The 14,356-nt window shown below is 62.5% G+C and carries 15 protein-coding genes; 9 read left to right on the top strand and 6 right to left on the bottom strand.

The window, feature by feature from the left end; translation table 11 throughout:
* The first annotated feature begins 47 nt into the window (after nucleotides 1-47).
* The 5 genes from M1R55_RS03630 to aat all read left to right on the top strand — a co-directional run bounded on the left by M1R55_RS03630 (nucleotide 48) and on the right by aat (nucleotide 3,606).
* Nucleotides 48-626 carry a YceI family protein gene (locus M1R55_RS03630; protein ID WP_249393367.1) on the top strand — a complete coding sequence of 193 codons (579 nt, stop codon included), beginning with the start codon at nucleotides 48-50 and terminating at the stop codon, nucleotides 624-626.
* Nucleotides 627-673: 47 nt separating this feature from the next.
* The gene (locus M1R55_RS03625) at nucleotides 674-1,147 is read left to right on the top strand and encodes a DM13 domain-containing protein (protein ID WP_249393366.1); all 474 of its coding nucleotides are present in this window, start codon (nucleotides 674-676) and stop codon (nucleotides 1,145-1,147) included.
* A 107-nt stretch (nucleotides 1,148-1,254) separates the two neighbouring features.
* On the top strand, nucleotides 1,255-2,049 hold the full coding sequence (locus tag M1R55_RS03620) for a nitroreductase family protein (RefSeq protein WP_249393365.1): 795 nt from the start codon (nucleotides 1,255-1,257) through the stop codon (nucleotides 2,047-2,049).
* A 402-nt stretch (nucleotides 2,050-2,451) separates the two neighbouring features.
* Entirely contained in the window at nucleotides 2,452-2,883 is a 432-nt protein-coding gene (locus tag M1R55_RS03615) for a PaaI family thioesterase (RefSeq protein WP_249393364.1), read from the top strand.
* Nucleotides 2,884-2,967: 84 nt separating this feature from the next.
* A complete protein-coding gene (gene aat, locus M1R55_RS03610; RefSeq protein WP_249393363.1) occupies nucleotides 2,968-3,606 on the top strand; it encodes a leucyl/phenylalanyl-tRNA--protein transferase in 639 nt (212 codons plus the stop codon).
* Here aat and M1R55_RS03605 read toward each other — a convergent pair.
* Nucleotides 3,596-4,912, bottom strand: a complete 1,317-nt coding sequence (locus tag M1R55_RS03605) for an Nramp family divalent metal transporter (protein ID WP_371827149.1) — start codon at nucleotides 4,910-4,912, stop codon at nucleotides 3,596-3,598. The two genes, aat and M1R55_RS03605, sit on opposite strands and share 11 nt — an antisense overlap.
* 146 nt (nucleotides 4,913-5,058) lie before the next feature.
* Here M1R55_RS03605 and serA point away from each other — a divergent pair, with 146 nt between their 5' ends.
* Together serA and M1R55_RS03595 are read left to right on the top strand one after the other, a co-directional pair.
* Nucleotides 5,059-6,684 (top strand): phosphoglycerate dehydrogenase, encoded by a 1,626-nt coding sequence (gene serA / locus M1R55_RS03600; protein WP_249393362.1) that lies wholly within the window; start codon nucleotides 5,059-5,061, stop codon nucleotides 6,682-6,684.
* An 88-nt stretch (nucleotides 6,685-6,772) separates the two neighbouring features.
* Entirely contained in the window at nucleotides 6,773-7,648 is an 876-nt protein-coding gene (locus tag M1R55_RS03595) for an aminoglycoside phosphotransferase family protein (RefSeq protein ID WP_249393361.1), read from the top strand.
* A gap of 2 nt (nucleotides 7,649-7,650) precedes the next feature.
* On the opposite strand, the gene M1R55_RS03590 is transcribed toward M1R55_RS03595, so the two are convergent.
* From M1R55_RS03590 to M1R55_RS03575, 4 genes are all read right to left on the bottom strand, one after another.
* The gene (locus M1R55_RS03590; protein ID WP_249393360.1) at nucleotides 7,651-8,106 is read right to left on the bottom strand and encodes a hypothetical protein; all 456 of its coding nucleotides are present in this window, start codon (nucleotides 8,104-8,106) and stop codon (nucleotides 7,651-7,653) included.
* A gap of 64 nt (nucleotides 8,107-8,170) precedes the next feature.
* Nucleotides 8,171-8,686, bottom strand: coding sequence for a Panacea domain-containing protein (locus tag M1R55_RS03585; protein ID WP_249393359.1), 516 nt, complete (start codon nucleotides 8,684-8,686; stop codon nucleotides 8,171-8,173).
* Nucleotides 8,687-8,844: 158 nt separating this feature from the next.
* Nucleotides 8,845-10,227, bottom strand: a complete 1,383-nt coding sequence (locus M1R55_RS03580; RefSeq protein WP_249393358.1) for an acetyl ornithine aminotransferase family protein — start codon at nucleotides 10,225-10,227, stop codon at nucleotides 8,845-8,847.
* A 382-nt stretch (nucleotides 10,228-10,609) separates the two neighbouring features.
* The gene (locus M1R55_RS03575) at nucleotides 10,610-12,034 is read right to left on the bottom strand and encodes a KamA family radical SAM protein (RefSeq protein ID WP_249393357.1); all 1,425 of its coding nucleotides are present in this window, start codon (nucleotides 12,032-12,034) and stop codon (nucleotides 10,610-10,612) included.
* A 179-nt stretch (nucleotides 12,035-12,213) separates the two neighbouring features.
* On the opposite strand from M1R55_RS03575, the gene M1R55_RS03570 reads away from it, so the two are divergent.
* Complete coding sequence (locus M1R55_RS03570) at nucleotides 12,214-12,675, top strand: Lrp/AsnC family transcriptional regulator (protein ID WP_064014030.1); 462 nt, start codon at nucleotides 12,214-12,216, stop codon at nucleotides 12,673-12,675.
* A 130-nt stretch (nucleotides 12,676-12,805) separates the two neighbouring features.
* Nucleotides 12,806-13,315: an endonuclease V gene (locus M1R55_RS03565; protein ID WP_249393356.1), complete on the top strand. Its 510-nt coding sequence runs from the start codon at nucleotides 12,806-12,808 to the stop codon at nucleotides 13,313-13,315.
* 7 nt (nucleotides 13,316-13,322) lie between these two features.
* Here the strand turns inward: M1R55_RS03565 and trpD are convergent, their stop codons facing one another.
* Nucleotides 13,323-14,339 carry an anthranilate phosphoribosyltransferase gene (trpD, locus tag M1R55_RS03560; protein WP_249393355.1) on the bottom strand — a complete coding sequence of 339 codons (1,017 nt, stop codon included), beginning with the start codon at nucleotides 14,337-14,339 and terminating at the stop codon, nucleotides 13,323-13,325.
* Nucleotides 14,340-14,356: the final 17 nt, after the last annotated feature.

Raw genomic sequence — 14,356 nt, 5'->3', positions numbered from 1 at the left:
ACAAGCTTTCAGAAGTACCGACGCCCACCACTCAAAGGAGAACAACGATGAAGCCCCCAATGGGCGCAGCCTTCGGCGCTGTGCTGACCCTGACCCTTGCTTTCGGCAGCCTCGCGGCGGCGCAAGAGGCCAAGCCATACACCGCTGTTGCCTCCACCACACCTCAGGCCCAATTCAATTTCCGGGTCACGCTGATTCCGGTGCCGGGGCGAGTGCAACAAGTGACGGCCAGCTTGAAGCTTGACCCACTGCGGCCCCAGGACGTGACCGGAACCGTGCAAGTTGCCCTGAAAACGCTGATGACGGGCATCAAGTTGCGCGACGAACATGCCCGCAATTACCTCAAGGCGGGGCAATTTCCGCTCGCTACCTTCCGGGTGGGCAAGCTCAGCGGCATTACCGCGCTTCCGGTAGGGCAAGAGGTCAGCGGGAAAGTCAGCGGAGAGTTCACGCTGGCCGGGGTCACACGTGCACTTTCCGCGCCTGTCACGCTGCGGCGAGAAGCTTCGGGCCGCATCATCGTTGCCACGCAGTTCGACATTCCGCTCCGGGAGTACGGCGTTCAGATTCGCGGGGCCGACAAAAACACCGACGTCCAGCTGATGTTTGCCGTGACCGCCAAATAAACCAAGCGGATTTTCCCCGCCCTTTCATTCCACACAGGAGAACCACCATGACCCAGATTCACTTCGCCCGCACCATCACCGCCGCCCTGGCCCTGACCCTCACCGCCGCCGCCGTTGCCCAGACGATGACCGACACCATGCCCATGAAAGACCCCGCACCCATGACAACCAGTATGTCGGGCAGCATGCAGGCCGTCCGGCAGGGCAATTTCCGCGCCCTGGAAGCCCCCACACAGGGCAAGGCCGCCCTGACCAAAACCGCCACCGGATACACGCTGACTCTGACGGGCCTGAAAACCGAACCCGGCCCAGACCTGAAAATCCTTCTGTTCGCGGGCAACCTGACCAGTGCGGGTGCCAATCCCAAAGTGGCGGGCAAGTACGTGCAGGTGGGCGAACTGAAGAAATTCAGCGGCAACTTTACCTACAAGATTGCCGCCAGAGACCTTGCCAAGTACACCAGCGTCGTCATCTGGTGCGATCAGGCGGCGGCAGGCTTTGCGATTGCCAATCTGAAGTAAGGCCATGGGTGGGGAGTGACGGGTGGGCCAGGCAAAGGTGAAGTGTGGATAGCCTGTCCCGCTTACACGCTCTTCTATGCCCACGATCCACCCTCTACACTCCAGCAATGCTTTCCCGCACTCCCGAAGAAGTCCGCGCCTTTTTTGATGCCCACCGCACCGTTCGGCAGTACCGCACGCAGGAAGACGGCTCGCCGCTGCCCCTACCGACCGAACACCTGGACGTGATCCTGCACGCGGCTCAGCGTGCCCCCACCGACGCCACCGCGCAACTGTATTCGCTGATTCGGCTGGTCGATCCGGCGGTGCGGCAGGCGGTGGCCGACCTGACCACCAACGCGCACATCGCTACTGCATCCGAGGCGTTTGTGGTGTGCGCCGACGTTCACCGGGTCTCGCGCTTGCTGGAAGCGGGCGGGTCTGCCGGAGGAGACTTTCCCGCCATCGCCGTGCATTTTGGAATTGGCGACTCGGTGCTGGCCGGGCAAAATCTGCTGTTGGCTGCCGAACTGTTGGGCTATCAGGGCTGCTGGATCGGCGGCGTGATGAACGGGCTGGACGGTCTGATAGACGTGCTGGCGCTGCCCGCCGGAGTGCTGCCCTTTGCCGCCCTGACCATCGGCACGCCCGCCGAAGAAGCCCCGCATCGCCCCCGCCTTGCCCGCGAACTGGTCATTCACACCGACGCTTACCGTCCCGCTGCTCCCGAAGAACTCCTGGCAGGGATAGAAACTATGAATCCGATTGCGGCGCGTGGGGATAAACCCGGCGATTGGCTGAGGCTGTTGCGCTCGTACTTTGGCGCGGGTGGCGGGATGGAGGGGCGCGAACCGAGCTTGCGGGCGGCGCTGAAGCGGCAGGGGATGTGGGCGGGCGAGGAGTCGTCTGGGCCGAGGCATTAGGGTTGATTTGATTAGAAATTTCCGGGCTTGTGCCACGTTGGATTCCCCAGCCCCCGTCCCCAAACGGAGGAGGGGAGTGGTCACTCTGCTCCGCAGCTCTACGAGTCCGCTGAGGAAGATTGATCTTGTCGCGCTTTAAGTCAGCTGGCTCGTCCATTTGAAGCGGAAGCGCCTATTTATTCCAAGATGGAATTGGCCCGCGCGTTGTACGCACGACGCCCTCACAGGGATTCGGGCGGGGAGGTTGAGAGGTGGCGGTGTCGTGGTGTTTGCTCCCTCCCTATTTATGGGGGAGGGCTGGAGAGGGAGTGAGTGAGCGCCAGCGATTGTCCTTCCTTAGACCCTCAGCCCCTCGGCCCTTAGACCTGGCCCCCCCCGCCCACTCACGCTACCCTTGGCTCCATGTCTACTTCATCCACCCGCCCACTGCCCACCCTAGAAGAACTGAACGCGCAGGGTGAAGGCATGTTGCCCGGACTGATCGGCATCCGCTTTACGCACGTCGAAGCGGGCCTGATGCGTTCCGAACTCACCCTGCGCCGTGAACTGTTGGCCCCCAACGGGTTTCTTCACGCGGCCACCGTGATTGCGCTGGCCGATACCACTTGCGGCTACGGCACGCGCCTGCTGTTGCCCGACACGGCGACCGGATTTACCACCATCGAACTGAAGAGCAACCACCTCGGCACGGCCCGCGAAGGCACGCTGACCTGCGAGGCCCGCAGTGTTCATGCTGGGCGCACCACTCAGGTCTGGGACGCTGAAGTGCGCTCACCGAACGGCAAAGTGATGGCGCTGTTCCGGTGTACGCAGGCGGTGCTGTACAAGCCGTAATAGCTCAGTGGGGAGTGTGGAGCGGGAACATCAGGTAGATTCAGGACAACTTGACTTCCTTCTCCCGCTGGCCCTCCCCCACCTATGCCCACCGCTAACCCATTCCTGCGCCACCCTGACCCCCTGACCCGTGAAGTGGCGCGGGAGTACGCAGGCGGCGCATTCCTGATGGATAACGGCGACGGGTTGCAGTGGTACACGGTGTCTACGCGGGCGCTGGTGCCCCTCACCGAAGAAGAAGGCCTGCACATTGCGCGGCGATTGAGGCGCGAATTGGGGCGCTTTGAAGTCCGAATCGATACGGCCTTTGGCGACGTGGTGCAGGGCTGCCGGGGCCTGTTGCCCGGTGCGCCCCCCCGCGACGGCGAGTGGATCAGCGACGAACTGGCCGATATGTACAGCCACCTGCACGCCACCGGTCTGGCCCATTCCTTCGAGGTCTGGCAGGGCGGCGAACTGGCGGGCGGTATTCTGGGCCTGGCCCTGGGCGGCGCGTTTATTGCCGAAAGTAAATTTCACCGCGTCACCAATGCCAGTAAAGTTGCGCTGGTGGAGTTGGCGGGGCATCTGCACAGGCAGGGTTTTTCTCTGTTCGATGCCCAGATTCAAAATCCACATCTCGCCCGCCTCGGCGTGCATGAAATCAGCGCCAAAGTGTACCGGGGAAAATTGGCTGTGGCGTTGGCTCAGGATGTGAGTCTGAAGGGCGTTGCTAGCCCGTAAACGCTCCCCACAGCAAAAACCCGTTCAGGCCAATGATGATGGCGGCAAAGCACCAACCCAGCGCCGTGATGATCGGGCGGCTGACCAGTACGCCCATCACGCCCCGGTTGGCGGCAAACATCAGCAGCGGCACCAGCGCAAACGGCACACCAAAGCTGAGGATCACCTGCGACAGCACCAGCACGCTGGTCGTGTCCAGCCCGGCCAGAATGATGGCAAAGGCCGGGGCCATCGTGATGGTGCGCCGCAGCCACAGCGGAATGCTGAAACTCACGAAGCCCTGCATGATGACCTGACCCGCCATCGTCCCCACCGCGCTGCTGCTGAGGCCGCTGGCCAACAGGGCCACCGCAAAGGCCACGGCGGCGGCTGGCCCCAGCAGGGGCGTCAGCGTGCGGTAGGCGGTTTCCAGGTTCCCGGCGTCCTCGATGCCCTTGCCAAAAAAGGTGGCGGCGGCCACGGCCAGCATGCTCATGTTGATCAGGCCCGCAAATCCCAGCCCCACCAGCACGTCTATCCGGTTCAGCCTCGACAGGCGCAACTTTTCGGCGTCGTTGGCGGTGGGCACGCGCCCCTGAGTGAGTGCGGAATGCAGATAAATGACGTGTGGCATGACCGTTGCACCTATAATCCCCACTGCCAGATACACGCTGGCCTGTCCCTGGAAACTGGGAATAAAGCCGCCCAGCGCCGCCAGTTCCGGACGGGCAATCAGCAGTTGCACCAGGTACGCCACGCCGATGACCAGCACGAAGCCGCCAATGGCGATCTCCAGCGGGCGGAAGCCCTTGTTTTGCAGGGTCAGCAGCCAGAACGTGATGACGCCTGTAATCGCCGCACCCCAGATCATGGGCAGGCCAGTCAGCAGGTGAATGGCGAGCGCCGCGCCCAGAAATTCGGCCAGATCGGTGGCCATTGCCACGATTTCGGCCTGCACCCAGTACACCCACACCAGCGGGCGGGGCCAGCGTTCGCGGATCAGTTCGGGCAGGTTTTTTCCGGTGGCGATGCCCAGTTTGGCGCTGAGGTTCTGAATCAGCATCGCCATCAGGTTGGCGGCCAGAATGACCCACAGCAGCGCGTAGCCAAACTGTGCCCCGCCCTGAATGTTGGTGGCAAAGTTGCCCGGATCCATGTAGGCAATAGAGGCGATGATGGCTGGCCCCATAAACGGCAGGATTCCGGCCACGCCGCGCCGCCCACCGCGCTTGCCCAAAATCTCGGTGGCGCGGGCGGTCATGCGGCTGTCCAGGGTAGAAGGCGGTGGATCCGGGGCCGAGGCCTGAGAACTGGGCGGCACAGACATGACCCGGAGTTTAGGGTCGCCTAAAACCAATAGCTATCCCCCGGCACACCCATGAAGGCTTCATGAGACTAATGGAGTGCAGAGAAACCTACGCTTGCCCTAGCCATCTGCCTGCACACAGCCGCCCAGACGCTTACCCTGACAGGATGACTGCGCCCCTGCCCACTGCTCCCGCTGTGCCCGTCACGCCACTGCGCGTATTGATCTGCGACGAGATGAACCCTGGAAACCTCGTGCACAGCGGCTTTGAGCTTGATTATGAAGGCAATATGCCGCGTGAAGAAATCCTGCGCCTCCTGCCCGAATACGACGCGCTGATTACCCGCAGCCGTACCAAAGTAGACCGCGAACTGATCGACGCCGCTGGCCCGCGCCTGAAAGTGATCGGACGCGGCGGCGTGGGCGTAGACAACATTGATCTGGATTACGCCAGCTTGCGCGGGTTGCTGGTGCTGAATGCGCCCGAAAGCAACAACGTGAGCGCCGCAGAACTGGCGATCATGCACCTGATGGCCGCCGCGCGTGGCCTGACCCGCAGCGACAGCAAGACCCGGCAGGGCGTGTGGGATCGCAAATTTCTGGGACTGGAACTCAAAGACCGCACGCTGGGGATCGTGGGCCTGGGGCGCATCGGCTCCATCGTGGCTGACCGGGCACAAGGGTTACGCCTGAATGTGGTGGCCTTCGATCCCTACGTGCCCGACAGCAAATTTGAACGTCTGGGCGTGAAGCGGGCCGCCACGCTGGATGAACTGTTGCCGCAGGTGGACTTTCTGACCGTGCATACCCCCCTGACCGACGAAACCACTGGCATGGTCGGCGCACGCGAACTGGCCCTCATGCGTCCCGATTCCATCGTGGTGAATGCGGCACGCGGCGGCATTATCGAGGAGCAGGCACTCGTAGATGCTCTGCATTCCGGCCACCTGTTCGGCGCGGGCGTGGATGTGTTCGTAGACGAGCCGCCCACCCCCGACCACATCTTTCTGTCGGCCCCCAATTTGGGCATTACCGCGCACCTGGGCGCAAATACCCGTGAGGCACAGGAGCGAGTGGGCGCGGAAATCGTGGCCCGCGTACTGGCCGCCCTGCACGGCGACGTGAGCAAGGGAGCCGTGAACGCCCCCGCGCTGGACGCCAAAACGCTGGAACTGTTGGGCGGGCATCTGGATTTGGGCGGCAAACTGGGCCGCATCTTGGCGCAACTGCTGCCCGGCGCACACAATATAGAAGTGACTTTTCAGGGCGAATTCCCGGCAGACCCTGTCCCGGTGGTGACGGCGGTGCTGGTGGGCTATCTGAGCGGCAGCACCGACGAATTGCCCAACATGATCAATGCCCGAGCCCTCGCCAAAGAACGCGGCCTGAACGTGGCGATCCGCGAAGTGGCCGACAGCCCCGACTACCAGACCGAAGTGATCGTAAAGGTGTTCAGCGGTGGAGGCGAAGAAAAAGAGCGCACCCGTACGGTGGGCGGCACGGTCTTTGGCCGCAGCCCCCGACTGACGCGCCTGCGGGATTACCGCGTGGAACTGGAACCACAGGGCTTTATTCTGATCGCCAGCAACCAGGACAAGCCCGGCGCAGTCGCCAAACTCAGCAACCTGTTGGGCACCTGGGGCGTCAACATTGCAGGCATGGCGCTGGGCCGCGCCCAAAAAGGGGGCGAGGCGCTGTTTACCCTGACGCTGGACGACGGCCTGAACCCGGAGCAGTTGCAGGCCATCCGTGATCTTGACGTGATCGACTCGGCGTACATCGTGCGGGTCTAAGAACTTGGGTGAGTTCGGGGCAGGTCTATCTGCGGCAGGCCATCTGGCTGAGGCTGGTTTGGCGTCCTGCTTCTACACTGGCCCCATCTTGGACATCACCGTTTCTTTGGTTCGGCAACTCGTGGCGGGCCAGTTTCCCCAGTGGGCCAGCTTGCCTGTAGCCCGTGTTGCGTGGGGCGGCTGGGACAACCGAACCTTCCATCTGGGGTCAGAAATGCTGGTGCGCCTGCCGAGTGCTGAAGGGTACGTGCCTCAAGTCGCCAAGGAACACCGTTGGCTGCCGTTGTTGGCTCCGCTGCTGCCGCTGCCGATTCCCGCGCCGCTGGCCCTGGGTGGGCCTGCCGAGGGTTACCCGTGGCCCTGGTCGGTGTATGGCTGGTTAGAAGGGGAGAGTGCGCTCCAGAATCCGCCCCACGATTTGACTGCGTTTGCAAAGGCGTTGGCTGACTTTTTGGCCGCTCTGCAAGGCATAGACGCCAATGGTGGCCCGCCGCCCGGTGTGCAGAACTTCTTTCGGGGCGGGCCGCTGACCACCTACGACAGCGGAACCCGGCAGGCCATAGCCGATTTGGGTGGCGAGATTGAGGCACAGGCCGCGCTAGAGGTTTGGGACACGGCCCTGTCTGCCACCTGGCACGGCCCGCCTGTCTGGTTTCATGGCGATGTGGCCGCCGGAAATCTGTTGGTGCAGGGGGACTGCCTGAGCGCCGTCATCGACTTCGGCTGTGCAGGCGTGGGCGATCCCGCCTGTGACCTCAGCATCGCCTGGACGCTGTTTTCGGGCCAGAGCTGCGAGGCTTTCCGCGCTGCCTTGCCACTGGATGAGGGGACTTGGGCAAGGGGCCGAGGCTGGGCACTCTGGAAAGCGTTGATTACGCTGGCCGAATACCGTTTGAGTGATGAGATAAAGGCGGCAGAAGCACGTCGGGTGCTGGCTGAAGTCTTGGGCGAGAAACTGCTCTAGCTTCAGCCCGCCCTGTCAGTCCCTTTCGGTTCGTCTCTCGGTTCTGGGCGCTCGTTACTCCGCTCTGGCCCCTGCGGATACAGCCAGCGCAGGAAGACCAAAAACAGACCGATGACCGTGGCTGTGCTGGTCGTCAAAAAGGCGATGACCACGCTGCTTTCCAGCCGGAAGGGCGAGCCGTTCAGCGTGCCCCAGCCCACCGCCAGCGTCAGCACCACATCGGCCACCAACCATGTTCCCGCTATCAGAAACACGGCGCTGCCGATCCACAGCCGCCAACGGTACAGGGCGCGAAACTGATTGAATTCCTCGGTGCGGCGGGCCAGATCCAGTTGCCGCTGTTGCTGGGTGCGCTGTTCTTCGCGGTTCAGGCCTCCTTGCAGCGTTTGCACCAGGGTTGGGGGAACTGTCGGGGTGGGCGTGCCAGATGTTTGGGTACTGGTCGGCTCCGAAGTCATCCCGAGTTACTCCGGTGAGCGTGGCTTCTTCCGCTGGTTCGCTCTGCCTCAGCGCCAGTTCTTTTCACGCGCCACGCAGGAGATCCACGTAATACTCACGGGTAATCTCGTTGGGAATCAGGTCGTTGGAGAGGCCGTAGGTCTGTGCCCAGGGCGTGCCCTGCAGGTGCGTGAGATTCGACAATTCCTCACCGCTTTTCTGCCCATACGTCACCCAGATGCCCCGGATCAGATTCAACGCGTCTGCGTCGTCTTCCAGGCGAGGCTCGGCTGCCGACACGGGAAGAACATCACGGATAGGCTGCCGCCCCAGCGTGCGCCAATGCTCCCATAACCTTGGGGCCACCGGCCCGCGCTGCCACGCATGAAAGGTGTTGTAGGTCAGCGGGCGGCCCATGAGTGCCAAGGCCCACCCATGCGCGATAAACACCAATTTGTTGACCTGCATCTGCGTCAGCGTGCGGCCCTCTGCCCGTGCCAATTCCAGAAAGGCATTCGCCACCACCTCGGCAGCGTACCCGGTGCGGGTCGGGTCGCCGTATGCGGGTGCGGAGGGAGATTCGGTCTGGGTGGCGGTCATGAGCAGTCCTCCTTTTGGGGGCATGATTGAGGGGGCAAAAGTGTACGCCGTTCTGACCACAGCGTAACACGGGCAGGGCAGGGAAGAAGGTGAAACGCCCGCCTTCTGCCCTGCCCCGCCCGGTGGTCATGCCTGTTCTACAGGTCTCGTTTCACGTCCTACAGTCCTCTCAGCGCCTCCCGCATAATTTCCAACCCCGTTGCCGCCTCTTCGCGCGTCAGGGTCAGCGGCGGGCTGATTCGGATCACCGATTCACCGCAGTCCAGATTCAGCAGGCCGCGCTCGAACATCGCCATGCTGGCTGCGTCGCGCAGTTTGCCGTCGGGCGATCCATCGGGCTTCACAAATTCCATACCGATAAACAGCCCCTTGCCGCGCACGTCGCCCAAAAAGGGGAACTCGGTCTGCATCTGCCGCAGCTCATTCAGAATGTAGTCGCCCACCTGCGCGGCGTTGGTCATCAGGTCGGAACCGCAGCCGGGGTGCTTGACCACGCCTTCCAGCAAATCCAGCGTGGCGTGGGCTGCCGCCGCTGCCACCGGATTGCCGCCGAAGGTGCTGCCGTGCGATCCCACCGGCCAGGTCATCACGCTTTCTTTGGCGAGCATGGCGCTGATGGGCATGCCCGACGCGATCCCCTTGGCAATCGTGATGATGTCGGGCTGCACGCCACCATATTCCTCAAACTGCTGAAAGCTGAACATTTTTCCGGTGCGCCCCATGCCCGACTGCACCTCGTCAAAAATCAGGAGAATGCCGTGCTGGTCGCACAGGCCGCGCAGCTTCTTCAGGAAACCCATTGGCGGAATGATGTAGCCGCCCTCGCCCTGCATCGGCTCGATGATGATGGCGGCCACTTCATCGGCAGGAATCACGGTGGTGAACAGCAGCTTGATGTGATCCAGCACGGCGTCGCCGCAAAACTGAGCGTCGCTGCCCAGCGGCGGGCGGAAGGGGTTAGGGTACGGCACATGCGACACGCCCGGCAGCAGCGGCCCGAAGCCGCGCTTGTACTTGGTTTTGCTGCCCGTGAGGGTAATTGCGCCGTAGGTGCGCCCGTGAAAGCTGCCCAACGTGGAAATAATGTGGGTGCGCCCAGTGTGATTCCGCGCCAACTTAACGGCAGCCTCTACAGCCTCTGCGCCGCTGTTCCCGAAGAAGGCACGCCATTTCTCGCCGGGTTTCTCCACATGCGCGATCAGGCGTTCGGCCAAACTGGTCGTAATTTCCTGCGGGTAGTCGGTCAGGCATACATGGGCGAACTTGGTGATCTGCTCCTGCACGGCCTTTACCACATGCGGGTGCGCGTGTCCGGTGGTGCTTACAGCAATCCCCGCGAAGAAATCCAGCATGGTGTTGCCGTCCACATCGGTCAGCCACACGCCCTCGCCGTGATCGGGCACGAAGGGGTAGGGGCGCATGTAGGACGTGGAGAGGTGCTTGCTGTCCCGCTCCATGATGGCGGCGGTCTTGGGGCCGGGGAGAGATGTTTTGAGGATGGGTTGGCGGGGTTGGGTTTTAGGTTGGGGAATGGTGGTCATGATTTTGGCTCCATTGTCGGGTTCTTAAACATAGATAGTGCTGCGGGTTTCAACTCAATAACGTCGTAGGGGCGGGAAAAGTCAAATTAGCCTTCATTGTTCCCCACCCCAACGAGCCGTCCAGCTTGAACATAGATCACAGCGAGTTCCTCGCCAAAGTCACAGATGGGGCATTCTTCTTGACAGAAATCAATCACCACTAGACCACCATGGAAGTTGCCTCGCTGGTTTCCGCCCCGCTTGAATTGATCGGTCAATTGATATTCGTGCTGCCCGCACTCGCTGTACTTGAATTGAAAGCGCCTGTTAATTACGTTTTCACATTGAGGGCACGGGGCAATGACATTCAAGATATTGACAGCTCCCATACCTCTATTCTCGCTCAGTCCCCACTCACCGGCACCTGAATCATCCCGTCCGGCGCGGTATCCGTGACACTCACTTCTACACCAATCCCGTGCGCGGCCCATTTGTCTTCGCGGCTGTTCAGACGGTGCTGCGTGGAGCCGGGGCGGTGGCGGCTTTCGGCAAATTCTTTGGGTTCAATCGAGATGCGCTCGCCTTCCATTAGGCCGTAAATCCCACTCTGGCCGGGTTCCTTGCGCTGCCATTCCGGGGGCACAGCCATATCCGGCCCGGTGTAGTCGTTCGGCTCGCTGTAGGCGGCAATGTAGCCCTCAAAGTTCCGCAAAATCAGCTTGTCGGGGCTGTGGCTCAGCACGTAATTGGGGGCCACTGGAATCTTGCCGCCGCCGCCGGGTGCGTCTACCACGTAGGTCGGAATGCTGTAACCGCTGGTATGCCCGCGCAGGCTTTCCATGATTTCCAGCCCCTTGCTGACGGTGGTTCGCAGGTGGCCCGCGCCGTGAACGAGGTCACACTGGTAGATGTAGTAGGGCCGCACCCGGATTTTCACCAGTTCGCGCAGCAGCTTTTGCATGATGACCGCATGGTCGTTCACGCCGCGCAGCAGCACGCTCTGGTTGCCCAGCGGCACGCCTGCCCGCGTGAGGCGGTCACAGGCATCGGCCACTTCCGGCGTAATTTCACGGGGATGGTTCACATGAATGTTCATCCAGACCGGGTGATTTTCACTCAGCACGTCGCAGAGTTCCTGAGTCACGCGCATGGGCATGAACACGGGCACGCGGGTGCCAATCCGGATAATTTCGATGTGCTCGATCTTGCGGAGTTCGGCCAGCAGGCGGCCCAGCACTTTGGGGGCCAGCGTCAGCGGATCGCCGCCCGACAGCAGCACGTCGCGCACCTGGGGCGTGTTCCGCAGGTAGTTCAGTTGCGCCTCGTACTCGGCAGGGTTAAACGTTTCGGTGGGGTCGCCCACGATCCGGCTGCGGGTGCAGTAGCGGCAATAGGAGGCGCACTGCGTCGTCACCAGCATCAGCACGCGGTCTGGGTAGCGGTGAACCAGCCCCGGCACCGGCGAATGCTTGTCTTCCGCGAGGCTGTCTTCCATCATCGACATGAACGGTTCCAACTCGTGGTGGGTCGGGATGACCTGACGCCGCACCGGGCAGGTCGGGTCTTCGGCGTCCATCAGGCTGGCAAAATAGGGCGTGATGTCCAGCCGGAAAATGCCTTCCGCGCTGGCCCCGATGCGCTCGGACTCAGTCAGGCGGATCACTTCTTCCAGCTCGGCCACTGTGTTGATGCGGTTCTTCAGTTGCCATTTCCAGTCGTACCACTGCTCGTCGGGCACGTCGGCCCATTTGGGAGCGCGGTGGTTGCGGGGCAGCATCATCTGGCTGCGGGTGGTGGCTTGGGGGTGCAGGGTGTGGGGACTGGGCATGGACGCCTCCGGGTGTCTGGGAGAAGGAAAACGTGATCTGATCGACCTTCATTCTTGCCTACCACCGCCCAACTTGGAAGGCACGGACACCGGGCAGAGCAGCGGGTAAGCCGCATATAAAACTCTCAAACGCCATGCTCCGCTTTTCAAATGCCAATAAGGGGTGCTAGGCTAAGAATATGAAGCATTCCGGCGGGTCGCTCGATCCTCTTGACCACCGCATTTTGGGAGAACTGCAAACCGACTCCCGCCTGTCTATGCGCGAACTGGGCAGGCGCGTGGGCCTCAGCGCCCCTGCCGTGACCGAGCGGGTGCGCCGCCTCGAGGACGCCGAAATCATCCTCGGCTACGGCATCCGCGTGGCCCCCAAGCCGCTGGGCCGCACTATTACGGCCTTTATTGGCGTGCAGGACAGCGGGCGCAACGATCCCACGCTGGTGCGCTGGGCCACCCGCAGCGACAGCGTGCTGGAATGCCACTCGGTCACGGGCGACAATTCCTGCATCCTGAAGGTGGCTGTGCCTGATGTGGGCGCACTGGAAACCATGCTGGGAGAACTGATTCAGATGGGCTTTACCTGCGATACCAGCATCGTGCTGAGTACCCCGCTGGAAGGCAAGCTGATGCTGCCGCCGAAGTGAGAAGAGTTCTGATTGAAGCCCGTTTCTTGGGCTTCAGTTCAAGCAAAGCGAGCGGGAACGAATACGGACTCTGGGAAATGGACGGCTACCCGGTGGGGTACTGAGTGGCCGGGAATTGGACGGAATTCGTATGAGATTACTGGCCTGTGTGGACGTGGATTACCGCGAAGATGGCAGCGCCCGCACCGCCGCGTTGCTGTTCCAACATTGGAGTGATGAGCTAGAAACAGAACTCCGGCTGCATACTGTCCCACTGGCCGCGCCCTACGAACCGGGGGCGTTTTATAAGCGGGAATTGCCCTGCCTGCTGCCTGTGCTGGAGCCGTTGGCCCCGGAACTGGCCGCAATTGTCATAGACGGGTACGTGACGCTGGACGCTGAGGGAAGCCCCGGCCTGGGCTGGCACCTGTTTCAGGCGTTGGGCGGGGCGGTTCCGGTGATCGGGGTGGCTAAAACGGCTTTTCGGGGGTCGGCCCATGCACAGGCCGTGCAGCGTGGGTCGGCCCTTCGGCCCCTCTATGTCACCGCCGCCGGAATAGATGTGCTGGACGCAGCGGAGCATCTGCGCCAGATGGCCGGGCCTTACCGAATGCCCACGCTTTTGGGGCGGGTAGACCGGGCCTGCCGAGCCGCAGTCTGAGACAGCTCTAGGCCAGCGCTTCCCTGCGCGTCAACGCCGCGTACCGCTGCAACAACTCCCACGCTTGCCCGCCTGCCATCACTGCCCGCGCCTGCACCACGCCTTCGCGAATGCTGCCTACGCGCCCGGCCACGCACAGGGCCGCTCCCGAATTCAGGGCCACGATGTCGCGTTGGGCCGGGGTTCCGCCGCCCGTCAGCAGGGCGCGGGTAATTTCGGCATTCTCGGCGGGATTGCCACCCACAATCGCCTCTTTAGGGTGCAGGCTCACGCCTACCTCTTCGGGATGCAGCACCGAATCGGTCAGTTCGCCGCCGTGCAGCGTGGTCAGGGTATTGGGGCCGCTGACCGTGAATTCATCCAGCCCACTGCCGTTGACGATCATCGCGCCCTTTGTTCCGAGAAGCCGCAACACTTCGGCCATCGGGCGTGTGAGGGCCGGACTGTATACGCCCACCACCAGATGCGTGGCTCCGGCGGGGTTGGAGAGCGGCCCCAGAATGTTGAACACCGTGCGGGCCGCCAGATCAGCCCGGACGGGCGCGGCGTGGCGCAGGGCCGGGTGGTAATTGCGGGCAAACATGAAGCCCACGCCCAGCGTATTCACGGCCTCGGCAATCAGGTCTGGCCCGGCGTCCAGATTCACGCCCAGCGATTCCAGCACATCGGCACTTCCGGCGCGGCTGCTGGCGGCGCGGTTGCCGTGCTTGGCGACGGGTACGCCTGCCCCAGCCACCACAAAGGCCGTCGTGGTGCTGATATTGAAGGTGTGTGCCCCGTCGCCGCCCGTGCCCACCACATCCAGCAGGACTTCACGCGGGGTCACGTTCACGCGCACGGCACTTTCCCGCATGGCCTGCGCGAACCCGGCAATCTCGGCAGGCGTTTCGCCCCGCACGCGCAGGGCCGCCAACGCCGCCGCCAAGCGCACGCCGCTCACGTCGCCCGCCATCACCTCGCGCATAAAGCCCGCCGCTTCTTCCTGGGTCAGTTGCTCGCTGTTCATCAGGCGGGTATGAATCATAAAAACTCCGATGGAGT

It is taken from the genome of Deinococcus sp. QL22 (assembly GCF_023370075.1).
Classification (GTDB): domain Bacteria; phylum Deinococcota; class Deinococci; order Deinococcales; family Deinococcaceae; genus Deinococcus.
The sequence above is the reverse complement of the archived record's forward strand: the minus strand, read 5'-3'. Positions and strand labels throughout refer to the sequence as shown.